Annotated in this window: 25 protein-coding genes and 1 riboswitch; of the genes, 14 read left to right on the top strand and 11 right to left on the bottom strand. The window is 27.6% G+C overall.

All coding sequences use genetic code 11. The annotated features are described in order from the left end of the window. Positions 1–3: 3 nt before the first annotated feature. The 5 genes from cysD to RT575_RS12725 all read left to right on the top strand — a co-directional run bounded on the left by cysD (position 4) and on the right by RT575_RS12725 (position 5,621). Positions 4–909 (top strand): sulfate adenylyltransferase subunit CysD, encoded by a 906-nt coding sequence (gene cysD / locus RT575_RS12745; protein ID WP_313581348.1) that lies wholly within the window; start codon positions 4–6, stop codon positions 907–909. A gap of 60 nt (positions 910–969) precedes the next feature. Then, complete coding sequence (locus tag RT575_RS12740; RefSeq protein ID WP_313385680.1) at positions 970–2,202, top strand: sulfate adenylyltransferase subunit 1; 1,233 nt, start codon at positions 970–972, stop codon at positions 2,200–2,202. 32 nt (positions 2,203–2,234) lie between these two features. After that, positions 2,235–3,200, top strand: a complete 966-nt coding sequence (locus RT575_RS12735) for a sulfite exporter TauE/SafE family protein (RefSeq protein ID WP_313385681.1) — start codon at positions 2,235–2,237, stop codon at positions 3,198–3,200. Between the two features lie 93 nt (positions 3,201–3,293). Further along, positions 3,294–4,601 carry a M28 family metallopeptidase gene (locus RT575_RS12730; RefSeq protein ID WP_313581346.1) on the top strand — a complete coding sequence of 436 codons (1,308 nt, stop codon included), beginning with the start codon at positions 3,294–3,296 and terminating at the stop codon, positions 4,599–4,601. Positions 4,602–5,048: 447 nt separating this feature from the next. After that, on the top strand, positions 5,049–5,621 hold the full coding sequence (locus RT575_RS12725; RefSeq protein ID WP_313581344.1) for a hypothetical protein: 573 nt from the start codon (positions 5,049–5,051) through the stop codon (positions 5,619–5,621). Positions 5,622–5,680: 59 nt separating this feature from the next. Here RT575_RS12725 and RT575_RS12720 read toward each other — a convergent pair whose 3' ends face one another. Then, on the bottom strand, positions 5,681–7,582 hold the full coding sequence (locus RT575_RS12720) for an amino acid permease (RefSeq protein WP_313581342.1): 1,902 nt from the start codon (positions 7,580–7,582) through the stop codon (positions 5,681–5,683). 139 nt (positions 7,583–7,721) lie between these two features. Here RT575_RS12720 and RT575_RS12715 point away from each other — a divergent pair, with 139 nt between their 5' ends. Next, complete coding sequence (locus tag RT575_RS12715; RefSeq protein ID WP_313581340.1) at positions 7,722–8,726, top strand: M20/M25/M40 family metallo-hydrolase; 1,005 nt, start codon at positions 7,722–7,724, stop codon at positions 8,724–8,726. A 474-nt stretch (positions 8,727–9,200) separates the two neighbouring features. Here the strand turns inward: RT575_RS12715 and RT575_RS12710 are convergent, their stop codons facing one another. The 3 genes from RT575_RS12710 to RT575_RS12700 form a co-directional block, all read right to left on the bottom strand. After that, on the bottom strand, positions 9,201–9,431 hold the full coding sequence (locus RT575_RS12710) for a transposase (protein WP_313581338.1): 231 nt from the start codon (positions 9,429–9,431) through the stop codon (positions 9,201–9,203). Between the two features lie 166 nt (positions 9,432–9,597). Continuing rightward, on the bottom strand, positions 9,598–9,927 hold the full coding sequence (locus RT575_RS12705; protein ID WP_313581390.1) for a transposase: 330 nt from the start codon (positions 9,925–9,927) through the stop codon (positions 9,598–9,600). Positions 9,928–10,566: 639 nt separating this feature from the next. Further along, the gene (locus tag RT575_RS12700) at positions 10,567–10,914 is read right to left on the bottom strand and encodes a hypothetical protein (RefSeq protein WP_313581336.1); all 348 of its coding nucleotides are present in this window, start codon (positions 10,912–10,914) and stop codon (positions 10,567–10,569) included. Between the two features lie 267 nt (positions 10,915–11,181). Here RT575_RS12700 and aspS point away from each other — a divergent pair, with 267 nt between their 5' ends. Further along, positions 11,182–12,939 carry an aspartate--tRNA ligase gene (gene aspS / locus RT575_RS12695; RefSeq protein WP_313581334.1) on the top strand — a complete coding sequence of 586 codons (1,758 nt, stop codon included), beginning with the start codon at positions 11,182–11,184 and terminating at the stop codon, positions 12,937–12,939. Between the two features lie 78 nt (positions 12,940–13,017). Here aspS and RT575_RS12690 read toward each other — a convergent pair whose 3' ends face one another. The 5 genes from RT575_RS12690 to RT575_RS12670 form a co-directional block, all read right to left on the bottom strand. Beyond that, positions 13,018–13,149, bottom strand: a complete 132-nt coding sequence (locus RT575_RS12690) for a hypothetical protein (RefSeq protein ID WP_313385688.1) — start codon at positions 13,147–13,149, stop codon at positions 13,018–13,020. A 45-nt stretch (positions 13,150–13,194) separates the two neighbouring features. Further along, positions 13,195–13,788, bottom strand: coding sequence for a sigma-70 family RNA polymerase sigma factor (locus RT575_RS12685; protein WP_313385689.1), 594 nt, complete (start codon positions 13,786–13,788; stop codon positions 13,195–13,197). Positions 13,789–13,988: 200 nt separating this feature from the next. Further along, positions 13,989–14,993: a type I glyceraldehyde-3-phosphate dehydrogenase gene (gap, locus tag RT575_RS12680; RefSeq protein ID WP_313385690.1), complete on the bottom strand. Its 1,005-nt coding sequence runs from the start codon at positions 14,991–14,993 to the stop codon at positions 13,989–13,991. Positions 14,994–15,026: 33 nt separating this feature from the next. Beyond that, positions 15,027–16,010: a 6-phosphofructokinase gene (pfkA, locus tag RT575_RS12675; protein ID WP_313385691.1), complete on the bottom strand. Its 984-nt coding sequence runs from the start codon at positions 16,008–16,010 to the stop codon at positions 15,027–15,029. 65 nt (positions 16,011–16,075) lie between these two features. Then, the gene (locus RT575_RS12670; protein WP_313385693.1) at positions 16,076–16,732 is read right to left on the bottom strand and encodes a DUF4294 domain-containing protein; all 657 of its coding nucleotides are present in this window, start codon (positions 16,730–16,732) and stop codon (positions 16,076–16,078) included. Between the two features lie 62 nt (positions 16,733–16,794). Here RT575_RS12670 and RT575_RS12665 point away from each other — a divergent pair, with 62 nt between their 5' ends. Continuing rightward, entirely contained in the window at positions 16,795–17,886 is a 1,092-nt protein-coding gene (locus RT575_RS12665; RefSeq protein WP_313385695.1) for a M42 family metallopeptidase, read from the top strand. Positions 17,887–17,946: 60 nt separating this feature from the next. On the opposite strand, the gene RT575_RS12660 is transcribed toward RT575_RS12665, so the two are convergent. Next, positions 17,947–18,540: a hypothetical protein gene (locus RT575_RS12660; RefSeq protein ID WP_313581331.1), complete on the bottom strand. Its 594-nt coding sequence runs from the start codon at positions 18,538–18,540 to the stop codon at positions 17,947–17,949. A gap of 51 nt (positions 18,541–18,591) precedes the next feature. Next, a riboswitch (SAM-I-IV-variant riboswitch) is annotated at positions 18,592–18,684 on the bottom strand. A gap of 296 nt (positions 18,685–18,980) precedes the next feature. Here RT575_RS12660 and RT575_RS12655 point away from each other — a divergent pair. Beyond that, entirely contained in the window at positions 18,981–19,775 is a 795-nt protein-coding gene (locus RT575_RS12655; RefSeq protein ID WP_313385699.1) for an alpha/beta fold hydrolase, read from the top strand. A 36-nt stretch (positions 19,776–19,811) separates the two neighbouring features. Here the strand turns inward: RT575_RS12655 and RT575_RS12650 are convergent, their stop codons facing one another. Beyond that, entirely contained in the window at positions 19,812–20,264 is a 453-nt protein-coding gene (locus RT575_RS12650) for a carboxymuconolactone decarboxylase family protein (protein WP_313581329.1), read from the bottom strand. Between the two features lie 107 nt (positions 20,265–20,371). On the opposite strand from RT575_RS12650, the gene RT575_RS12645 reads away from it, so the two are divergent. The 5 genes from RT575_RS12645 (at position 20,372) to RT575_RS12625 (ending at position 23,766) form a co-directional block, all read left to right on the top strand. Further along, a complete protein-coding gene (locus RT575_RS12645) occupies positions 20,372–20,812 on the top strand; it encodes an Lrp/AsnC family transcriptional regulator (protein ID WP_313581327.1) in 441 nt (146 codons plus the stop codon). Between the two features lie 99 nt (positions 20,813–20,911). Beyond that, the gene (gene obgE / locus RT575_RS12640) at positions 20,912–21,898 is read left to right on the top strand and encodes a GTPase ObgE (RefSeq protein WP_313385705.1); all 987 of its coding nucleotides are present in this window, start codon (positions 20,912–20,914) and stop codon (positions 21,896–21,898) included. A 22-nt stretch (positions 21,899–21,920) separates the two neighbouring features. After that, positions 21,921–22,241 carry a YbaB/EbfC family nucleoid-associated protein gene (locus tag RT575_RS12635; RefSeq protein ID WP_313385707.1) on the top strand — a complete coding sequence of 107 codons (321 nt, stop codon included), beginning with the start codon at positions 21,921–21,923 and terminating at the stop codon, positions 22,239–22,241. Positions 22,242–22,357: 116 nt separating this feature from the next. Then, positions 22,358–22,699 (top strand): phage holin family protein, encoded by a 342-nt coding sequence (locus RT575_RS12630; protein ID WP_313385709.1) that lies wholly within the window; start codon positions 22,358–22,360, stop codon positions 22,697–22,699. A gap of 158 nt (positions 22,700–22,857) precedes the next feature. Further along, positions 22,858–23,766 (top strand): hypothetical protein, encoded by a 909-nt coding sequence (locus tag RT575_RS12625; protein ID WP_313581325.1) that lies wholly within the window; start codon positions 22,858–22,860, stop codon positions 23,764–23,766.

Below are 23,766 nucleotides of genomic sequence, written 5' to 3'. Positions count from 1 at the left end.
AAAATGTCAAACCAAAAAAATTATTTAAGTCAATTAGAGGATGAAGCAATCTATATCTTAAGAGAAACAGCAGCACAGTTTGAAAGACCTGCTTTATTATTCTCTGGAGGAAAAGATTCTATTGTTTTAATTCATTTAGCATTAAAAGCTTTTCGACCAGGTAAATTTCCATTTCCTTTGGTTCATGTAGATACGGGACATAATTTTCCTGAAGCTATAAAATTTAGAGATTATTTAGTAGATAAATTAGGAGAAAACTTAATTGTAACTTCTGTAGAAGATGCCATAAAAAAATATAACTTAAAAGAAACTGCTGGACGTTTTCCTTCTCGTAATGCATTACAAACATATGCTTTGTTAGATGTTATTGAAGAAAATGAATTTGACGCTTGTATTGGAGGAGCTCGAAGAGATGAAGAAAAAGCTAGAGCAAAAGAGAGAATTTTTTCTGTTCGTGATGATTTTGGACAATGGGATCCTAAATTACAGCGACCAGAATTATGGAATATATTGAATGGAAGAATTGAAAAAGGACATAATGTTCGTGTTTTTCCAATTAGTAATTGGACAGAATTAGATGTTTGGAATTATATAAAATACAATGATATAGAATTACCAAATTTATATTTTGCACACGAGAGAGAATGTATTGTATATAACGATAAGCTAATTGCTACATCAGCCTTTATTCAACCAAATGAAAATGATCAAGTCGTTGTAGAAAAAGTACGCTACAGAACTGTTGGTGATATGACTTGTACGGCAGCTGTTCCTTCAAATTCAGAAACAATTGATGATATTATAGAAGATATTATTCACACAAGAATAAGTGAAAGAGGACAAACTCGTTTAGATGATCAATTGTCAGAATCTGCAATGGAAGATCGTAAAAAACAAGGTTATTTTTAATCTTATATTAAATTATTCAATACAAATTAATCTATAAATTTTATAGAAAATAAAATAAAAATGAATACACTAAAATTCATAACTGCAGGAAATGTTGATGATGGTAAAAGTACTTTAATTGGTCGTTTATTATATGATTCGAATAGTATACATACAGATCAATTAGGTGTTTTAGAAAAAAGAAAATCAAATTCAGATGATGAGATTGATTTATCATTAATTACTGATGGTCTACGTGCAGAAAGAGAGCAGGGAATAACAATAGATGTTGCATATAAATATTTTTCTACAGCAAAAAGAAAATTTATAATTGCCGATGCTCCTGGACACGAACAGTATACTAGAAATATGATTACTGGTGCATCTAATTCTGAATTGATAATTATTTTAGTAGATGCTAGAAAAGGAGTTACAACTCAAACCAAGCGTCATGCAAGCATTGGTTCTTTAATGGGAATAAAAAAAGCAATTGTTGTTGTAAACAAAATTGATTTAGTAGGTTATTCTGAAGATACATTTCTTGCCATAAAAAAAGAATTTGAATCATTACAAAGTCAATTAAATTATGACGAAGTTATTTTTATTCCAGCAAGTGCTTTGGTAGGAGATAATATTGTAGATAAATCTTCAAAAACACCTTGGTACAATGGAAATACATTGTTAAATGTTTTAGAAAATATTACAATTGATAATAATACGGATTTAACAGCTCGTTTTCAAGTTCAGTGGGTTATAAGACCTAAAGATGAAGAAAATCATGATTATAGAGGATATGCAGGTCAGATATTGAGTGGAGTTTATAATGTAGGTGATGAAGTTAAGATTTTACCATCAAATATTATTTCTAAAATTTCAAAAATAGAAAGAAACTTAGTAGAAGTTAAAAAAGCTGAAGCTGGAGAAAATATTGTTTTACATTTTGAAAATGATATCGATATTAGTAGAGGAGATACAATTGTTAAAATAAATGAAGAGCCAATAAATAGTAATGATTTAAAGGCTTGGGTTTGTTGGTTAGATTCAAATGCATTACAACAAGGTAAAACATACTTATTACAACATAGATTTCATTCAGTTAGAACAAAAATTAAAACAATAGATCAGCAATGGGATATTAATAATTGGGAATTTATTTCTTCTGATGAGATAAAATTAAATGATATAGCTCAAATTGGTTTAAAAACAAATCAACCTTTATTTTTTGATTTATTTGAAGAAAATACGACAACTGGTAATGCTATTTTGATTGATGAAACAACAAATAATACAGTTGCAGCTTTAATGTTTATCTAAAGTAAAATACGAATTCTATAAGAAAGCTTTTTATGAAAAATATAGAAAATGTAGATAAGGGAACTTATAACAATGAAATGATAGATTTTGAAAATCAATCAAACTCTGTCCAATTAAAAAAAACAAAAAAGAAATCGAAAGGTTATAGACGATTAGTTTTTGAAATATCATTAGCTTTTTTTGCTCTATTTGTTGGTTATGCTTTATCATCTGTAATTAGCTTTTCTGAGGCAAAAGCCTTTGTTATTGATATTCCAAGTGTTTTTTATATAATGTTAGCCGTTGGTTTTTTTGCTCAAATGGTTGATGGAGCTGTAGGTTTAGGTTATGGAATTACATGTTCTACAAGTATGATGCTTTTTGGAGTTAATCTACCATCAATTAGTGGAAGTATTCATACAGCTGAAATGTTTTCGAGTGGAATTAGTGGTTTTTCTCATTATAAATTTGGTAACGTAAATAAGAAGTTATTGTTAGCTTTAGCAATTCCTGGCTCTATAGGAGCAGTATCAGGGTCATTGCTATTAATTTATTTAGGTAATCAATATGAAACAATAACTTATGGTGTTTTAGCAACTTATACTTTGATTATAGGTATTCGTCTTATTATTCTTGCATTTAGAAAAAAAATTGAACGTAAAAAAGTAAAAAGAGTAGGTTTTTTAGGTTTTTCTGGAGGCTTTCTTGATGCTTTTGGAGGTGGAGGTTGGGGGCCAGTTGTAACTTCTACGTTATTATCTAAAGGTAAAAAATCAAATATTGTTGTCGGAACGGTTAGTTTGGCCGAATTTTTTGTTACATTATCTGCATCACTTACATTTTTTGCTGCATTAGGAGTAAGTCATGGTTATATTGTAGCAGGTTTGATATTAGGAGGAGTTATAGCAGCTCCGTTAGCAGCAAAATTAGCAGGAAAAATACCTCAAAAAATAGCAACATTAGCTGTAGCTTTATTAGTAATTACATTTAGTATAAGAATACTTTTTAAATTTTTATAGTATTAATAATCAGTATATAAATATAGAAACACTCATTGTTATTTTTTGAGTGTTTTTTTATTGACTATATTTAGATTTATGCAAATTTTACTTATGGATAATAAAAGAGAATATAAACTGATTATTTTTTTATTTTTTTTAAATTTAATTAGTGTGAAAGCACAAGAGTTTAATAAAAAATATTTTACTTCAATAATTACTACTCTTTCTTCTAAAAAATATGCAGGTAGAGGTTATGTAGATGAAGGTATGAATAATGCAGCAGTTTATTTGTCGAAACAATATGCTAAGAATAATTTAAAATACTTTGAACAAGATTATTATCAATCATTTAATTATCCTATTAATGTTATAAATAGCGCTGAATTAAAAATTAATGGTAAAAAATTAAAATATGGAATTGATTTTCTTGTTAAACCAAGTTCAAAGTCTGTATCTAGTAGTGTTGAATTACCATTTTATATTTTTAATGTAGCGAAGTATAAACAATCTTTTTTATCTAAGTGGTATTTAAGAAAATTTATAGAGGAAGATGAAGTTCTTCAAAAAAATAAAAATATAATTCTTCCTCCATTAAAATCTAAAATTGATTCTATTCAACAATATTATAAAGGTTGGGCAAATATTTATGAAAAAGATGATAATAATGACAGGGCTATTTTCAGATTTACATCAGATAAACTAATTGCGAGTTTAAGCCAGAGACAATCATCGATTTCTGAATTTATTATTAATGATAAATTTTATACAACCTCAGGAATAGACTCTTATTCAATAAATGCTGATTTTAATAGAACGTTTAATGCTAAAAATATTATTGGTTATATAGATGGAAATAATAACGACAGTACAGTTGTTATAACAGCTCATTATGACCATTTAGGAAAAGTAGGGAAAACTATTTTTCCTGGAGCAAGTGATAATGCTAGTGGAGTTGCAATGATGTTAAGTTTAATGGATTACTATCATAAAATAAAACCAAAATATAGAATGGTTTTTATAGCATTCGCTGGAGAAGAAGCAGGGTTGCTAGGTGCAGATTATTATGTTAATCACCCACTATTTCCTATGAAACAAATAAAATTTTTAGTTAATTTAGATATTATGGGAGCTGGTGATAAAGGTATTCAAATTGTTAATGGTAAAGTCTATCGTGATCAATTTCAAAAAATAGTCGAAATTAATCAAAACAAAAATTATTTAGCAGAAATTAAAATAAGAGGAGAATCTTGTAATTCCGACCATTGTCCATTTTATAAGAAATCAGTACCATCTTTTTTTATTTATACGTTAGGAGGAAAAGGGTATTATCATGATCCTAAGGATAAAATGAAAAATTTGAATCTTGATAATTCAGTAAACGTATTTCATCTTTTGAAAGATTTTGTCAATAGTTTATAAAAAAAAATAATCCGTTCTGAGAACGGATTACTAACCAACCTAAACTACTATAAAAAACTCTAAAAAGTAAACTAAGGTCCGAGTAATATCAACATCATAAATCAATTTCATTTAACTCGTATGTCACCTTTCGTATTACTATCTATGAATAAATTATTTTGACACTGCAAATGTCTAATATTTTTTGAATTGAGTAAAGTATTATACATAGAAAATAATTATAAAAATAATAAAATTTATTTATAATATGTATTTAATTTCGTTTAATTAATTGGTAAGTAATATGTTATTTAATTGTTTTTAATAGCTTAAATTTAATAAATAAATCATTGTTTAACAAAACGTTAACTGATTTAAATTTTAAATAATATTTTATTAAAACTTTTTATCATAAATTTGATTTTAATTAATTACCATATATCAAGTATTATACCAAAATAATTAGTTATGAAGTTTTATTTCTATATTTCTATACTTTTTTTATCTTTTTTGCTGAAAGCTCAGGAAATTGATCCTGATCAAATTCGTCTAAATATTTATAAAGTTATTGTTGATGATATAAAAACAAATAATAATAGTAAAATAAATAAAGAAATCCTTATCGATCCAATGATTAATAAATTTGAAAATTTTGAAATCAATGAGTTTGGAATAAAGTTAGATATGGTAAAATATGATGATAATTTAGATTTTTGTGAAAAAACAAATTTTTATAAATGTGCTCCTAAATTGGATATCGATAAATACAAGTTAGTTGATGTTTATAAAAACGGACAAAATGAAATATTTCCAGATTTCTATGGAATCTATTCACCAATAGATAGTTGGTATAATTTAATATATTATTCAGCTGTAAAACATTTTGAAAAAGATAGTCATTTTAAATTTTATATCGTTTTACCTGTTAAAAATATTTTTATGGAAAAAGGAACTAGTAAAACAAAAATGAGTTTTTATACGTTTACTCTTGATGATAATTTTATTATTTTAAAATTTGATAAAGTTACATCTGATTTATAAAAATAAAAGGATCAAATAAACTTATTTGATCCTTTTATTTTTATAAATTATTCTAAAATTTAATTCTTTTTTAATTTACTGTGCTTGTAACCATAAGAGAAATAAATTATAAGTCCAATAGCCAACCAAATTAAGAATATAAGCCAATTTTTTAATCCTAATTGAGCCATCATATAAAAACAGCATAGCATACCAGCTAAAGGAATTATAGATGTTCTTTTAAAGAAACAACGAAAAAACATTGATATATAAATAGCTATGAAAATATACATAGGTATTTTATGTTTAAATACGTTCCATCCTTGTTCTGTTTTCTTTCCTTCGTATACAGGTAATTTTTTAATTGTATTTTCGTAAGTCTCAGGATTTAAATTAGATAAATAATCATCTATATGCTCTATTTCATTTCCTGATATATTATTTATTGTATTATAAGAATCTTTTAATTCTTTATCACTTAAAGAACTTACAAATTTTTCTACAGGTGTAACTTGGGATTCATTTGTAAAGAAGCTTTTTGATTCTTTTTGAAAAGTTGTAGAACAAATAAAAATAATTAAAAGTGTTACAAATGGCATTATATATTTAGCATTAATAAAAGGAGTTTTAAAATTACCTCTTGTAGCATTTGGATTGGCATCCATTCTAATTACAGCAGCACAAACTAATACAAAAGCGAATAATGTACCAATAGAGCAGGCATCAACAACCAATTCTAAATCTGTAAATAAAATAGGAATACCTACTACGAAACCTGTGAAAATTGTTGCATAGGATGGAGTTTTAAATTTAGGATGAATTTTAGAAAATTTCTTAGGTAATAATCCATCTCTAGACATAGTCATCCAAATACGAGGTTGTCCAATTTGAAAAACAATAAATACACTTGCCATAGCTACAACAGCAGATAAAGCTATAATTCCTGCAAGCCATTTTAAATCATTTATTTTATCAAAAACATAAGCTAAAGGATCTCCAACATTCAATTCAGAATAATGAACCATTCCTGTGATTACTAATGCAATTATAACATATAGTATTGTACATATAATAATAGAAGCAAAAATACCTCTTGGTAAATCACGTTTAGGATCTTTACATTCTTCTGCAGTTGTACTAATTGCATCAAAACCAATGTAAGCATAAAATACAGATGAAACTCCAGCTAAAACTCCTCCAATTCCATTAGGAGCAAAAGGATTCCAATTATCTGGATTTACATAAAATGCTCCAACTATAATAACTAAAAATACAACTGCGAGTTTTAATACGACCATTGCATTACTAGCTTTTCTAGATTCATTAATTCCTCTGTAAACTAAAGCAGTAATTAAGAATGTAATTACTAAAGCTGGAATATCAACAACAAGATTGAATCCAATGTTAGGTGCATTTTTAAATGCTAAATACTTTGGTATTTCTTGTGCGTAGTTCGAATTTGCTAAAGATTCTAAAGTTTTACCTTTTGCTAGTTCATTTGTTATGAATTCAAATCCTTCTTTCGCTGTAAAATAATCCATAGTCATCCATTCAGGAATATGTAATCCCATGCCGGAGAGTAGAGTAGTAAAATAGTCACTCCAAGATATTGCTAAAACTATATTTCCTATTGCATATTCCATAATAAGTGCCCAACCAATTACCCAAGCGAATAATTCTCCAAAAGCAACATAACTATATGTATATGCACTTCCAGAAACAGGAACTAATGAAGCAAATTCTGCATATGCAAAAGCAGTGAATCCACATGCAATTGCTGTAAAAATAAATAAAAAGATTACTGCTGGACCACCTTCGAAACTAGCACGACCAATCGTACTAAAAATTCCTGCTCCAACAATAGCTGCAATTCCAAAACCTGTTAAATCTCGAACTCCTAAAGTCCTTTTCATTGAGGCTGAATTTTTATCTGACTCAGCTAGAATGGATGCGACAGATTTTTTTCTGAATAATTGTGACATAATTAATTTAAAAACGGGCAAATATAAAAAAAGACTACCCAAAAAAATGATAAAATAGTATAAATATTCGTTTTTTATACAAAAGTCTTTTTTTAATGATTTTATTAGTTTATTTTTAAATTTAAGTTAAAAAATTAACATGAAACAAATTTTATTAGGAATTACTCTCACAATTACTTTATTAAGTTGTAACTCTACTAAATTACCATCTCAAGAAAAATATGATAAATATCTTTATAAATATTCTGAAAATATTTCCGAAGAAAAACTGAAAAAGAATCTTTATATAATTGCTGGAGAAGAAATGCAAGGAAGAAATGCAGGTTCTGAAGGAGAAATAAAAGCAGGAAATTATATAGCTAATTATTATAAAGATTTAGGAATTAGTGGACCAAATAATGATTATTTTCAAGTTATACCAGAAGGAACTTTTAGTAGAGTTAATGGCCAAATGAGAAATGTTATGGGATTTATAAAAGGATATGAAAAACCAGATGAAATTTTAGTTGTTTCTGCACATTATGACCATGAAGGTATAAAAAATGGAAAATTGTATGCAGGTGCAGATGATGATGGTTCTGGAACTGTAGGTGTAATGGAGGTTGCTAGAATATTCAGAGAAGCAGAAAAAAAAGGATTTTCTCCAAAACGTTCTATCTTATTTCTGCATGTATCTGGGGAAGAAAAAGGTCTTTTAGGATCTAAATATTATTCAGAGCATTCTATTTTTCCTTTAGATAATACAATTGCAGATATCAATATAGATATGATAGGTAGAATAGATTATGAACATGACGAGAAAACAAAAGATTATGTTTATGCTATTGGCTCTAATATGTTATCTACAGATTTGTATAATACTGTAATAAAAGCGAATGAAAATTTGGGTATAAATATAGATTACAGATACGATGATCCACAAGATAAAAATCGTTTTTATTATAGATCTGATCATTATAATTTTGCAAAACATAATATTCCATCTGTTTTCTTTTTTAATGGAGTGCATGATGATTACCACCAACCAGGAGATACACCAGATAAAATAAATTATGACTTATTAAAACGCAGGACTCAGTTAGCTTTTAACACAGCGTGGATTTTAGCAAATGCCGAAAATCGTCCAGTAGTGGATAAAAAATAAAAATAAGAGGAGAAAAATATATTTTTATTAATATGTTTTTTTTTGTGGGCAATCCCTTCGGGACGCGCTTTATCGCTCCCAATCTTTTATAATTGGTTATTGAGCCGAAGCCGAAATGCATCCAATTATAAAAGGATTTCCGCTACAATCGCTATTGCAAATTAAGAGTTGAAATATTAGATTTTAGTAATGATATAAATTTTATTTTCTTTCTGTCAGATAGAGTGATTTTCCGAAATGGAAATGTAGAAAAATTGTGTCGAAATCTAAGACAGAAAACCTTCATTCATTTATTTTTTTCTATCATATTGATTTCTATGATAAAACCAATTTATTTTGATAAAAAGTTTGATTTTTAATTAATGCATAAATACGATGAATAATTTTGTTTCTCACAGCGTTTAAGACTAACATTTTGTTTTTTTCCTTGTTCGACTTTTCGTCGATAATAAATAGCCAAGTCATTATTTAATCTTATCGTACTTCAAGCAGCCAAATGTAAAACCTTTTCAATTGCTTATCTGCGAAAAATGAAACCCGATTCTTTCCGAAAATGGAAGATCCTGATTTATTTTTAAATGGAACAACACCAGCATAACAAGCCATTTTTCTAGGAGAATCGATTTCTGTAAAGCCTTTTGTTTTTATTAAAATTAATGTTGCTAAATACTTTTCCAAAACCTGAAATAGTTTGTATACACTCAAAATGTTCATTTAAGTCAGTATCAAGAGTGATAAAATATTCAATTTTATGATCTAATAATTTGATTTTCTAATAATTGAATCAGTTGTTTCTTGTAACGAATAAATTCTTTATCAAGACTATTTTTTATGATTTTATAGTCCTTTTGTTGTGTTAATAAACTGGCTTTTATTTTTGTTCTATACCTTCTTTCAGTATATAAGAACCTAATTTATCAATTGTTTTATTCGAAGGTTTCCATTGTTTAAAATCAGTATAATTCTTCTCTATAAACGAACAAATTCGTTGACTATCTATTTTATCATTTTTTCCACGATATAAGCCAATTGACTTCTTTAGATGAAGAGGGTTTGGAACATAAATTTTAAAATCTTTGGTTGACAGATATTCGAATAAATTAGAATTATACCTTCCTGTATTTTCCATAGCAATTACAACATTTTGATCTTTAACTACTTTTTTAATCAATTGACTAATCTCTTTTACATTATTTTTAATTTGAAAATACTTTTTCCATAAATTTAGATTTACAAGTTAATTTGAAAGAGAAAATTGTAAAATCTCGACTCCTTAATAATGGGTTTTTCCTGGATTTCTATCTGAGTATTTTACAAAAAAGTGTTTAAGTCTGAATCAACAAATGAGTTTTAAACTCGGAGTCTGTCTTAGTTTACTTAAGCACGTTCTCTTTCTTATAAATATAATCTTTTTTTTATTTTCAAATCTAAAGGAGTTTGTCGAAACATATAAATCTTGTTTAAAAAGGATTAAACGAGGTTAAAAATGTTATGTTTTATTTTAAAATTGGAGTTATACGACAGTTACTTATGTTAGGCGATGTTTTTATTTTTCAGCAGTTTCAATTTTTATTTTTTTTGGATATTTTTTCGTGATAAAAATCCTCAAAATTTATTGTCTGGTGTAATTGCTCGTAAGTTTATTTTATATAAGATCTTCCTCCATCATTTGAATGAAAATATTCAGAAAAATATTCAATTTTATTATTTGTTAATTACCGTTCCGTTAATATTTACATACATATAGTTATTGCTTTTTTATTTGATGCCATACTTAATGATATTTTAAAAACATAAAGGTTCCCCCACTTCTTGAATCATAAATTGCTCCAAATTTTCCTCATTTATATTTTCGTTTATTTCCGAATTCAGAAGTTAAAAAAAAATCGTATATATTTTTTTGTTCAAGTTCTTTTTCGGTTGTCCATTCGCTCCAAATTTGTTGCGTAGAATTAGAGAAACTGAAATGAATTTCAAAGATATTTTCATTTTTAAAGCATATACTAATGTTTAATTTTTTTTCATTAATATTTTCATTGTCAAAGTATATCCATCTATATCCATTTTTGATGTCCCAAATTTTATTATTAGGAAATTTTTCAAGTAATTCTGAAAAGTGTGTATTACGACTGATAATTAAAATATCTGAAATTTTAAAATTTCCATTGTCTAAATCCATAAATTTCATTTTGGTACTGTTTTTTCTAAAATGTTGGCTCACTTATTTAGCTCCGTAAATATAAAATACTTTTTTACTTAGTTATATATTATATGAATTGCAAAAACGATTGTAGAGGAAATCCTTTTTATGTAGCGTTTTAGCGAAGTAAAAAGATTGGGAGCGGAAAGCGTGTCCCGAAGGGTTTGCCTAAAACTAAATTATTTTTCAAAATAATTCTTAACCTTCTTTATTTCGTTCTAAAGCTTTACCTTTGTGTTATAAATTTTACGATAAATGTTTAGAACACATACTTGTGGTGAATTAACTCAAGCCAATATTAATGAACAAGTAACATTAAGCGGTTGGGTTTCAACACTACGTGACAAAGGTTTTATGATGTGGATTGATTTACGTGACCGATACGGAATCACGCAAATTATCTTAGATGAGGAACGTTCTTCTAAAGAATTATTTGAAACTGCACGTAATTTAGGACGTGAGTTTGTAATTCAGGTGAAAGGAACTGTTATAGAAAGAGCATCTAAGAATCCAAATATTCCAACAGGAGATATAGAAATATTAGCAGAAGATATTACAATTCTTAATGAGTCTGCTTTGCCACCTTTTACGATTGAAGATAATACAGATGGGGGAGAAGACATAAGAATGAAATACCGTTATTTGGATATTCGTCGTAACCCAGTTAAGGAAAAATTGATTTTCCGTTCTAAAGTTGCACAAGAAGTAAGAAAATATTTAGACGCACAAGAATTTGTTGAGGTAGAAACACCTGTTTTAATAAAATCTACACCAGAAGGTGCACGTGATTTTGTTGTTCCTTCTCGTATGAATCCAGGTGAGTTTTATGCTTTACCACAATCTCCACAAACTTTCAAACAATTGTTGATGGTAGGCGGTTTGGACCGTTATTTTCAAATCGTGAAATGTTTCCGTGATGAAGATTTACGTGCCGACCGTCAACCAGAGTTTACACAAATAGATTGTGAAATGTCTTTTGTTGAACAAGAAGATATTATGAATGTTTTTGAAGGTTTAGCGAAACATTTATTAAAAACATTTAAAGGTTTAGAATTTGATAATTTCCCAAGAATAACGTTTGCTGAAGCTATGCGTCGTTTTGGAAATGATAAACCAGATATTAGATTTGGGATGGAATTTGGTGAAATTACAGATTTAGCAAAAGGACATGATTTTAAGATTTTTGATGAACAAGAATTAATCGTTGGTATTGCTGCTGAAGGATGTAATTCTTACACACGTAAAGAAATTGATAAATTAATAGAATGGGTTCAGCGTCCACAAATTGGTGCAAGCGGATTGGTTTGGGTTCGTTGTAACGAAGATGGTACGTATAAATCATCTGTTGATAAATTCTACTCTCAAGAAGATTTAGCTGAATGGGCAAAACGTATGAATGCTAAGGCTGGAGATATTTTATTGGTGATGTCTGGTAATACGAATAAAGTTCGTGCACAATTATCAGCTTTAAGAATGGAAATTGCAGAGCGTTTAGGTTTAAGAAAACCAGAAGAATTTGCGCCACTTTGGGTTGTAGATTTTCCTTTATTAGAATGGGATGAAGAAACTGAGCGTTACCATGCAATGCACCATCCGTTTACTTCGCCAAAACCAGAAGATATGGAATTGATAACTTCTAACCCTGGAGAAGTTCGAGCTAATGCTTACGATTTAGTTTTAAATGGTAATGAAATTGGTGGAGGTTCTATTCGTATTTATGATAAAGCTATTCAGGCAAGAATGTTCGAATTGTTAGGATTTACTCCTGAGCAAGCAGAAGCACAGTTTGGATTCTTAATGAATGCATTTAAATATGGTGCGCCACCACATGGAGGTTTAGCATTTGGTTTTGATAGATTTGTTTCTATTTTGGATGGTTCTGAAACAATACGTGATTATATAGCTTTCCCTAAAAATAATTCAGGAAGAGATGTAATGATTGATGCACCTGCAACAATAGATCAAGCACAAAAAGATGAATTGTATATACAAACTACCTTTGTAGAAAAGTAATTTATAATAGATAATAAAAAAACGCCTAAAATATATTATTTTAGGCGTTTTTTATTTGAAAATGAAATAGATTTTAAATTAATTTAAATTAATAATTAATTTAGTCTTTAATTCTTCTGATTTTACAGTAGAAATAGATTTTGAAAACAATAATAATTTATCAATTGTTGATTGTTTTGGTTCTAATTTTTCTGAGTAAAATTCAATCATATAATCTTATTTATTACATAAACGTAATTATATGATAAATATTTTTTAATCAACTGTTAAAGTAATGTTATTATTTTCAATGACTTTCCTTAAATTAATGATAGCATATCTCATTCTACCTAGAGCTGTATTTATACTTACATTAGTTTCTTCAGCGATTTCTTTAAAACTAAGTTCTTTGAAAATTCTTAATTCTAAAACTTCTTTTTGATCATCTGGAAGTTGGTCGATCATTTTTATTAAATCTTGATTGATTTGTTTTTTGATTAAAATAGTTTCAGAACATTCGTCACAAATACCAATAAAATCAAAGATACTGTAATCACTGTCGCTGTTATTAGATTCTCTAACTGTAGGTGATTTTTTATTAAGACGAAAATAATCTATTGTTAAATTGTGAGCAATACGCATAACCCAAGGAAGGAATTTTCCTTCTTCATTATAGCCACCACTTTTAAGAGTAAGAATTACTTTTATAAAAGTGTCTTGGAAAATATCTTCAGTAATATCCTTTTCTAAAACCTTGGAATAAATAAAACTGAAAACTCTATTTTTATATTTTTTTATTAAAATTTCTAGTGATTTTTCATCACCGTCAATATAATTTTTGATAAGCACTGAGTCATTATCGTAATTCATAGCTGGGATATTATAGTTGTTTTTAAAGTATACGTTTTCTATAGGCTTTAGATTTGTAACAAATGTAATAAACTAAAAATTATTTCACACAACATTAACAGAATAATTCTTAATATATTCTTAAAATTTAAATTATAGTTAATAAAAAAGCCTTTCTTTTAAAGAAAGGCTTAAATAAAATAAACTAAATTATTAAAATATTATATTTTTGAAACGTATTCAACAAGATCTACTACTTTATTAGAGTAACCAATTTCGTTATCATACCATGTAACTAACTTTACAAAAGTAGGGTTCAACATAATACCAGCTTCAGCATCAAAAATAGAAGTTCTTGTATCTCCTACAAAGTCTTGAGAAACTAATGGATCTTCAGTGTATCCTAAAATTCCTTTTAATTCTCCTTCTGCAGCATCGTGAATAACTTTTTTGATTTCGTCATAATTAGTTTCTTTTTCTAATTTAACTGTTAAATCAACAACGGATACATCAGCAGTTGGTACACGGAAAGACATTCCTGTTAATTTTCCATTTAATTCAGGTATAACTTTTCCTACAGCTTTTGCAGCACCAGTAGAAGAAGGAATGATATTTACTAATGCACTTCTTCCTCCTCTCCAATCTTTAGCAGATGGTCCATCTACTGTTTTTTGTGTAGCTGTAGTTGCGTGAATAGTTGTCATTAAAGCTTCAACAATTCCAAAGTTTTCATGAATAACTTTAGCTAAAGGAGCTAATGCATTTGTAGTACAAGAAGCATTAGAAACGATAGTATCAGCAGCAGTTATTTTATCATTATTAACACCCATAACAAACATAGGGGTATCATCTTTAGAAGGTCCAGTTAAAACAACTTTTTTAGCACCAGCTTCAATATGTTTACCAGCAGTTTCTTTAGTTAAGAATAAACCTGTAGCTTCAACTACGATTTCAGCTCCAACTTCGTCCCATTTTAAGTTAGCTGGATCTTTTTCAGCAGTAACTCTAATTTTTTGACCGTCTACAATTAAGTGTCCGTTTTCTACTTTAACTTCACCTTCAAATTTACCATGAACAGAGTCATATTTTAACATGTAAGCTAAATAATCAACATCTACAAGGTCGTTAATTCCGACAATTTCGATATCTTTTCTTTTGATAGCAACTCCAAATACTAAGCTACCAATTCTTCCGAATCCATTGATTCCAATTTTAATTTTTGACATAATATATAATTTTTCCCTTTATATTTATTTTTTTTAGATTGCTAATATATTAGCAACTTTTATAAGTTCTGTATCTATTTCGTTGTGCTTTTTAATAGCTTCTTCGATTGGAGTAAAAACAATTTTACTAGAACGAATTCCAGCCATCAAATTTGTTTTACCTTCTAATAAACCTTCAACAGCAGCTATACCAAATCGGCTAGCAAGAACACGGTCATGACATGTAGGAGAACCACCACGTTGTATGTGTCCTAATACAGTTACACGAATATCGTATTCTTGATGTATTTCTTTTACTTGTTTTGCAATTTCATAAACACCACCAAGACTTTCTCCTTCAGCGATGATAACGATACTAGATTTTTTACCAGATTCTGCAGATCTTTCAAGTGATTTGCATAAATTTTCTACACTATCGCGTTGTTCAGGAATCAAAATATCTTGTGCACCAGAAGCTATACCACTATTAAGAGCAATAAAACCTGCATCTCTTCCCATAACCTCTACGAAGAAAACACGATCATGAGATGTAGCAGTGTCACGTAGCTTATCTACAGCTTCTACAACTGTGTTAAGAGCTGTATCATATCCTATAGTAAAATCAGTACCAAAAATATCATTATCAATAGTACCAGGAACTCCTATAAAAGGAACTCCATATTCTTTATGAAAAATATTTGCACCAGTAAAAGAACCATCTCCACCAATAACAACAAGAGCGTCAATGTTATTTTCTGTTAAGTGTTTGTAAGCCTTAGCTCTTCCTTCAGGAGTTCTAAATTCTTGTGAACGAGCAGTCTTTAAAATTGTCCCTCCTTGATTAATTATATTTTTTACGGAACGAGGACCAAGTTCAATCATATCATTGTTGATTAAACCTTCATATCCTTGACGAATTCCTATAGATTTTATATCATAAAATTTACATGCTCTAACTACTGCACGTAATGCAGCATTCATTCCAGGTGCGTCTCCCCCAGAGGTTAAAACACCAATTCTTTTTATATTTTTTTGCACTTTTTCCCTTTTATTAAAATCAAATATAATGAAAAATTATAATTTATAAAACTCAATTAAAATTCTTAATCATCTTCGTCAATGGGTTTGAGGATTCCATTAGCAAAATCTCTTTGTAAAATAACAATTATATATAGGTCTTCACGTGTTTTTTTTGGATCAAAAGTTTGTTTAAGGTTTATGTCAAATGCTCCACTTGCAGCTTGATATAAAAATGCATTAAACCCTCCACGTAACTCTTTTATGATTTCAAAAGTTGTTTTGTTTGTTTCTTTATAAATTAATTTGGTAATAATTTGGCCTCTAGAATTAGACATGTTTTTTAATTCTTTTTCAAATTTATCTGCTAATTCCTTTTGTCTACTTTTAATAAATTTTCTTTGCTCTCTTTTTTTATCCATTGATTGGATAGTATCTGATACATGATTGTATTCACGAACGGCAGTTCTTACATAAGGCCAAACATCACGAACACGTTTTCTTAGCCATAAATAATATTTTTTTTCTAAATCTGTTTTTAATTTTACTGTATAAAAATTAGATTCATTTAAATGTATAGTATCTTCAGGGTTAAATGTAAAATCATCTAAACTTGTAGAATCATTTTTTATTTGTTGAGTAGAGTTTTTTCCTCCAAGATCTAATCCAAATATTTGAGCATTTGAATTTGGAGAAAAATAAAAAATAAATAATATGATGATACAAAAATTGTAATATTTCATGTGTTCAAATTTGTTGAGAACTGTCCCTAAAATTAGTACATTTGTTATAAAATATAAGAAAAATGACTAAAAATAATTTATTTGATAATCAATCTTTAGATTTTTTAAAGGAATATTTAAATACAGCTTCACCAACAGGATTTGAAAGTGCTGGACAAAAAGTATGGATAGATTATATTAAGCCTTATGTAGATGAAGTAAAAACAGATAATTATGGTTCTGCATATGGAGTAATTAATCCAGAAGCTAAATATAAAGTTGTTATTGAGGCACATGCAGATGAAATTTCATGGTTTGTAAATTATATTTCAGATGATGGTTTAATTTATGTTATTAGAAATGGAGGTTCTGATCATATGATAGCTCCATCTAAAATAGTTAGTATTCATACTAAAAAAGGAATTGTAAAAGGTGTTTTTGGATGGCCTGCAATTCATTTACGTCAAGGAGCAAAAGAGGAAGCTCCAACGCCAGATAAAATTTGGATAGATACAGGATGTACAACAAAAGAAGAGGTTTTAGAATTGGGAATTCATGTAGGTTGTGTTATAACATATCCAGATGAATTTTTTACACTAAATGATCGTTATTTCGTTTGTCGAGCAATAGACAATAGAATGGGAGGTTTTATGATTGCTGAAGTTGCTCGTAAAATTGCTGAGAATAAAGATAAATTGGATTTTGGATTATATATTGTTAATGCTGTACAAGAAGAGGTAGGTTTACGTGGAGCAGAAATGATTACGCAAACAATAAAACCAAATGTAGCTATTGTTACAGATGTTACACATGATACCACAACTCCTATGATTACAAAGTCAAAAGAAGGAGAACAAAAATGTGGAGATGGCCCTGTTATTTATTATGCTCCAGCTGTACAGAATAATTTAAGAGAATTAATTATTGATTCGGCAGAAAAAAATAATATACCTTTTCAAAGAGCGGCTAGTTCTCGTGTAACAGGAACGGATACAGATGCTTTTGCTTACAGTAATGGAGGTGTGCCTTCAGCACTTATTTCTTTACCACTTAGATATATGCATACAACTGTAGAGATGGTTCATCAGGCAGATGTAAAAAATGTAATTGAATTGATTTACGAATCAGTTAAAACAATAAAAAATAATCACGATTTCAAATATCATTCAATCTAATTAATAGTATGATATAAGAAAAAAAGCAATTTATAACCAAGTTATAAATTGCTTTTATTTTTATGCTAAAATAAGTTCTTTAATCACGGAATTATCTTTATGAATAGATATTCTTTTATAACCTTTATAGTAATTATCCTTATCAATTACTATTATAGAACTTTTTAAAGTAATTCTTTTTAAAACATTCTGATTAGGAAATTGTTGAAACTTATTTTTGAATGTAATAAATACGTCATTTTCATTTAATTCTTGAATTTTATCTTCAGAGATAATTTCAATAAAATCATCTGCTAAAAAAAGTTGATCGAATATGTAGTCAAAGGTTTTTAATCTTTTTCCTTTTAATTCTTCACTTGTCATTAAAAAGTTTTTTAATCTTCTAACAATTGGATAAAAATTACCAACTAATGGAGGTTTGGGAATATTTTTTTCAAATAAGCAATCATCTATTAAATGAAGAGAATTTTTAATATCTAATTCATTTAACTGAAAGTTGTAAAGATGTCTGTATTCTAAATTTCTATTTTTAAACTCTTTTAAAAGAATCTCTTTTAAATCTTTGTTCGTAATAGGTAATTGGTAATTAATGAAATGAACTAGTTTTTCATTTGTAATTGATGTTAAATTTAATTCTGAAATGTTTTGTGACATACAATAAATATTTATTTTTATTAAACAATTATTGTATTTCGATGAATAAAGGAGAAACGTTTTATTTGGATTGATTCCCGTATTATTTTACCACCGTGGAGACTACTCTCGGTTGGTACCGCTTTTCGGTTCGAAATACATAGCAAATATACAATAAAAAGAATATTTACAGAAAATTTTACAAATTATTATCATTTTTTTTAGAAAAAGTAGATTTATTTTTTATAAATTTGGGGTATAAGCAATTAAAAAATGAAAAAAATGTATTTTAATATTTCAATTCGTCAACAGGTTTGTAAGTTCAGGCTAGGGAATGTTATACATTAATATAATAAATTATTTTTATTTTTTAATTGGTAAAGTTCCCTATCGAAGAAATCGATAGGGATTTTTTTTATAAACAATTTTAAATATTACCATCAACCAAAAATTACATAATTATGCAAAATTTACAACAGTTACAAGTGCCTGTATGGCCATTAGAGGATAACACAATTTTAAGTAAAGTATCAGTTACTTACCAAGTATTTGGTTTACCATTAGGAACAGCTCCAGTTGTATTAATTAATCATTCATTACAAGGAGATTCTGATAGCGCTTATCATTGGGATGGAGTTATGGGAAAAAATAAAGCAATTGATCTTAATGAATATACTGTTATTACTATAGATATACCTGGTAATGAAGTTTCAAAGTCAATAAACTATGATTATTTGCCTTTTGATCGTATTACTGCAAGAGATGTAGCTGTTTTATTTTGGTTGACTTTATTTGAATTAGAAATTAATGAAGTTTTTGCTATAATAGGAGCTGATTTAGGAGGTGGAATAGCATGGGAAATGGCTTGTTTATTTCCAAATAAAGTATTAAATATAATTCCTATAGCATCAAGCCCTAAAACTCAAGATTGGGTGATTGAAGAACCTAAAGCTAAGAATGATTATTTAAAATCAATATTTTATTCAATTGATATTTCTAGACATAGAACAGATATTTTAGAGATAACACAATATATAAAATCTAAAATACACGTTATTTATGTAAAAGAAGAACACATATTTAATAGAGCAAAGCTTAGAAAGTTTTACACTCAACTAAATAACTATAAAAATACAGTGAAATTTTATGAGATTGAGCAGATTAAGAATAATGAATTAGTTAAAGAACATATTGATGAAGTTGAAAAAATTGTAGATCAAATTTTGGAGGCTGAATATATAAATAATGTAGCATAAAAAAATAAGCTTCCTAACTAGGAAGCTTATTTTTTTCTATAGAACATCTTTTAATTTTACAACTGCATTTAATTGATCATTTTCTGATAAATTAAAAATTTTACCAAGTTTTTGAGATGCCTGTACAAATGCAATAAATGTACATAATTCGGATATTTCTTTATCCGTAAAATATTCTTTTAAAATGTCGAAATGTTTATCAGATATAGAAAAATGGTCTTTACAAAATAATTCTGCAAAAGCACAAGCTATAGATACTTTTATATTATTAGGATTATAATTCGGTCTACCTCCTTTAACCATACAATATTCACATTTATTTTCAAAAGCTAATGTTCTGCGAATTTGTTCTAATAAATTTTGATTTAATGAAGTTTTGTGCCATAAAGATTCATCTAAATTATTCCAACTTTCTAGAATAAACTTATTATGTCCAATTTGTTTTTCAAATGGAGTAAATCCATTTTCTGAAGGTTTTAGTCTTTTCATATTATATATTTTTTCAAATTTCTAAGAAAAAAAAATATATCTAAAGTTGATTTAATATAAAACAAGTGTATTTTTAATGATTATAACTGTATTTAAAACAAGAAACAATGAAAATAATTTTGGATCACTACGATTATAAAATTCTTAAAATTTTAAATGATAATTCGAGATTAAGTTATGCAGAAATTGGTAGGTTAATTGGTTTGTCGCAATCAGCTACAAAAGAACGAATAACGAAGTTAGTTGATGATGAAGTAATCAAAAAATTTAGTGTAGATATAGATTTTCAAAAAATAGGTTATAGCTTAAAAGTGATTATTTTTTTAAAATTTAAGAATGATGAATTTAAATTATTTATAAATGACTTGTATAAGTTTCCTGAGATTATTAGTTGTAAAAGAACTACTGGAGAATATTGTTTATTAGCAGAATGTATATTAAATGATAGTTCACAACTTGAAGGTTTAATAGATCGACTAATAATTTATGGAATACCAACAACATCTATTCAGCTTTCTGAAGTAAAAGTCGATAACTTCTTCAAATAAATTTTAGATATTTTTATCTAAAAGAAAACAAATATAAATAAGATTTCATTATAATCTTTATAAATTGTACTTTTGCAAACTATTATAAAAATAAAAAATATGCAATCAAATTTTGTTGACTACGTAAAAATAAATTGTAGAGCCGGACACGGAGGTGCGGGTTCAGCAAGTTTGCATCGCGAAAAATATATCGATAAAGGAGGTCCTGATGGAGGAGATGGAGGACGAGGAGGAAATATTACACTCTTAGGAAACTCAAATTTATGGACTTTATTAGAGTTTCGTTTTAAAAAACACTTCAGAGCTCAAAATGGTGGTCGTGGTGGTAAATCAAGATCTACTGGAGCTGATGGAGAAGATATAATTTTAGATGTTCCAATTGGAACAATCGCAAAAGATGAAGAAGGAAATGTTATTGGTGAAATAACAGAGAATGGACAAGAGTTAATTATTGCTCAAGGAGGTAAAGGAGGATTAGGAAACTGGCATTTTCGTTCTGCAACACGTCAAACACCTCGTTATGCTCAACCAGGATTAGATGGAGTTGAAGGTCAATTTACATTAGAGTTGAAGATACTAGCTGATGTAGGTCTTGTTGGGTTTCCCAATGCAGGAAAATCTACATTACTTTCTGCTGTTTCTGCTGCAAAACCAAAAATAGCAGATTATGCATTTACGACTTTAACACCGAATTTAGGAATTGTAGAATATCGTAATCACCAATCATTTATTATGGCAGATATTCCTGGAATAATAGAAGGAGCTGCAGAAGGTAAAGGACTTGGACATCGATTCCTTAGACATATAGAAAGAAATTCTAATTTATTATTCTTAATTCCAGCTGATGCTGAAGATTATGCAAAAGAATATAAAATTTTATTGAATGAACTTCAAAAATTTAATCCTGAATTATTAGATAAAGGAAGGATTTTGGCTATTTCTAAATCTGATATGTTAGATGATGAGTTAGAAGAAGAAATAAAAGCTCAATTACCTAAAGATATAGATACAATATTTATTTCATCTGTTTCAGGAAAAGGAATTAAAGAATTGAAAGATCTTATTTGGAAAAAATTACACGAATAAATTAATAATTAAAAATAAAATAATGTTTGGAAATTTTGGAGACATCATGGGAATGATGGGGAAAATTAATTCATTTAAAGAAAAATTCTCAGATTTAAAAAATGAATTAGATAGTGAAATTTTTACAACAACTTCAACAGATGGAAAAGTAAAAATAACAATGTCTAAATTGGCTACGATAAAAGATATTGAATTAGCTGATGGAATGGAAAAAGAAGAGATTGAGGATTTGTTGGTTATGACTTTAAATAAAGCATTAGAAGAAGTTAAAAACGATGCAATTGAAAAAGCAAAAAAGACAGCTCAAGATAATTTACCAAATATTCCAGGAATGCCTTTTTAATAAGATGAAATATAATAATATATAAAGCTCAGATTTTCTGAGCTTTTTTTATTAAATTATTTTTGGCAAAAAATTTGCTCTATATAATGTATTAACAATCTAAAAAATAAAAAATTATGGGATTTATTATTAATTTATTAGTTTCAGCACTAATTGTTTTCGGTTTAGCATCTATTTTACCAGGAGTTTCTATTAAAGGTTATGGTTCTGCAATTATAGTTGCAATTGTAATTGGTTTATTAAATGCTTTTATAAAACCAATATTAGAATTTCTAAGTTTTCCAATTACATTTTTAACTCTAGGGTTGTTTTCTTTTGTTATTACAGCTGTTATAATTCTTTTAGCAAGTGCTATAATGGGAGATAGTTTTCATGTAGATGGATTCTGGTATGCATTACTATTTGGAGTTGTTTTAGCATTTGTTAATTCTGCTTTAGGAGGTATGTTGGGAGATTAAAAATAATTTAAATATTTTTATAATAAGCATTATTGATTATTGTTAATAATGCTTATTATTTTTTATAAATAAAAGATTAACAGTAGACAAAAAAAAATATCTAACATATTAGAATTAAAATTAGTAATTTTGCAGTCTCAAAAAATAAACCTCTACTTATGTATATTTATACTATGAAACATATGACTCAATTCTCTGGATTGAGTTCTCAAATGATTATTCTTTGGAATAAGAAATTTAAAATATTTAGAGAAGAAAAAATAGATAGAGAAAGTGTATTTAATAAGTTTGAATTAAAAAAACTCATATTTACTTCTTTTTTAATAGAATCTAATACTAAATTCACAGTAGAAAAATTAGCAACAAAAACACCTTCAGAATTACAAGTTTTAGTTGAATTTGAATTACATAATTACTTAAAAAAGAATAAAAAGAAATATTTACCAGTAATTAGATTACTTACTTGTGTTTGTTTTTCTTATGATGAAAAATCTTTTGATACAATTATAAGTATTTGTTTTAAAATTATGGGAATAGAAGATTGTTGTCTTGAGATAGTATTCCCTTTTATTAAAGAACTTTCTAATATTTCTAAAACATATTCTGTAGAGGATGCAGTGATATCATATACAAGAAACTTGCTTAAGAATAATTTAAATTATTTTATGGTTACAGCAAGGCAAAATGTAAATTTAAGTGATAGAAAATGGCTATATTTTCTACCAAAAAATGAAGACGATGAAATAGAATTATTTTTTGCTTATTTACATTTAAAAATAAATGGTGAAGATGGTATCTTGTTAGGAGAGGATCAACCTCTTTCTTCTGTCGAACAATGTATGCAAAGTGTAAAATTCACACATATTTTTACATACGTAGAAGATAATTATGATATGAATATGTTGGCGGAATATTTAGAATTAATAAAAAAATTAGCTCCAGAAGCTACAATTTTTGTGGCGACATACTCTGATATGAGAAAAAAAATAACTACTGATGCTCCATTTATAAATGTAAATGATCCGAGGTTGTTTAAAAAATATCTTGATAAGATTAAAGAATTATAA

This window comes from Chishuiella sp., assembly GCF_032109125.1.
GTDB lineage: Bacteria > Bacteroidota > Bacteroidia > Flavobacteriales > Weeksellaceae > Empedobacter.
The sequence above is the reverse complement of the archived record's forward strand: the minus strand, read 5'-3'. Positions and strand labels throughout refer to the sequence as shown.

Excerpts from the sequence above, each read along its gene's own strand:
- cysD (WP_313581348.1), top strand. The coding sequence starts at position 4 with ATGTCAAACCAAAAAAATTATTTAAGTCAATTAGAGGATGAAGCAATC.
- RT575_RS12740 (WP_313385680.1), top strand. The coding sequence starts at position 970 with ATGAATACACTAAAATTCATAACTGCAGGAAATGTTGATGATGGTAAA.
- RT575_RS12735 (WP_313385681.1), top strand. The coding sequence starts at position 2,235 with ATGAAAAATATAGAAAATGTAGATAAGGGAACTTATAACAATGAAATG.
- RT575_RS12730 (WP_313581346.1), top strand. The coding sequence starts at position 3,294 with ATGGATAATAAAAGAGAATATAAACTGATTATTTTTTTATTTTTTTTA.
- RT575_RS12725 (WP_313581344.1), top strand. The coding sequence starts at position 5,049 with ATGAAGTTTTATTTCTATATTTCTATACTTTTTTTATCTTTTTTGCTG.
- RT575_RS12720 (WP_313581342.1), bottom strand. The coding sequence starts at position 7,582 with ATGTCACAATTATTCAGAAAAAAATCTGTCGCATCCATTCTAGCTGAG.
- RT575_RS12715 (WP_313581340.1), top strand. The coding sequence starts at position 7,722 with ATGAAACAAATTTTATTAGGAATTACTCTCACAATTACTTTATTAAGT.
- RT575_RS12700 (WP_313581336.1), bottom strand. The coding sequence starts at position 10,914 with ATGAAATTTATGGATTTAGACAATGGAAATTTTAAAATTTCAGATATT.
- aspS (WP_313581334.1), top strand. The coding sequence starts at position 11,182 with ATGTTTAGAACACATACTTGTGGTGAATTAACTCAAGCCAATATTAAT.
- RT575_RS12690 (WP_313385688.1), bottom strand. The coding sequence starts at position 13,149 with ATGATTGAATTTTACTCAGAAAAATTAGAACCAAAACAATCAACAATT.
- RT575_RS12685 (WP_313385689.1), bottom strand. The coding sequence starts at position 13,788 with ATGAATTACGATAATGACTCAGTGCTTATCAAAAATTATATTGACGGT.
- gap (WP_313385690.1), bottom strand. The coding sequence starts at position 14,993 with ATGTCAAAAATTAAAATTGGAATCAATGGATTCGGAAGAATTGGTAGC.
- RT575_RS12670 (WP_313385693.1), bottom strand. The coding sequence starts at position 16,732 with ATGAAATATTACAATTTTTGTATCATCATATTATTTATTTTTTATTTT.
- RT575_RS12665 (WP_313385695.1), top strand. The coding sequence starts at position 16,795 with ATGACTAAAAATAATTTATTTGATAATCAATCTTTAGATTTTTTAAAG.
- RT575_RS12660 (WP_313581331.1), bottom strand. The coding sequence starts at position 18,540 with ATGTCACAAAACATTTCAGAATTAAATTTAACATCAATTACAAATGAA.
- RT575_RS12655 (WP_313385699.1), top strand. The coding sequence starts at position 18,981 with ATGCAAAATTTACAACAGTTACAAGTGCCTGTATGGCCATTAGAGGAT.
- RT575_RS12650 (WP_313581329.1), bottom strand. The coding sequence starts at position 20,264 with ATGAAAAGACTAAAACCTTCAGAAAATGGATTTACTCCATTTGAAAAA.
- RT575_RS12645 (WP_313581327.1), top strand. The coding sequence starts at position 20,372 with ATGAAAATAATTTTGGATCACTACGATTATAAAATTCTTAAAATTTTA.
- obgE (WP_313385705.1), top strand. The coding sequence starts at position 20,912 with ATGCAATCAAATTTTGTTGACTACGTAAAAATAAATTGTAGAGCCGGA.
- RT575_RS12635 (WP_313385707.1), top strand. The coding sequence starts at position 21,921 with ATGTTTGGAAATTTTGGAGACATCATGGGAATGATGGGGAAAATTAAT.
- RT575_RS12630 (WP_313385709.1), top strand. The coding sequence starts at position 22,358 with ATGGGATTTATTATTAATTTATTAGTTTCAGCACTAATTGTTTTCGGT.
- RT575_RS12625 (WP_313581325.1), top strand. The coding sequence starts at position 22,858 with ATGTATATTTATACTATGAAACATATGACTCAATTCTCTGGATTGAGT.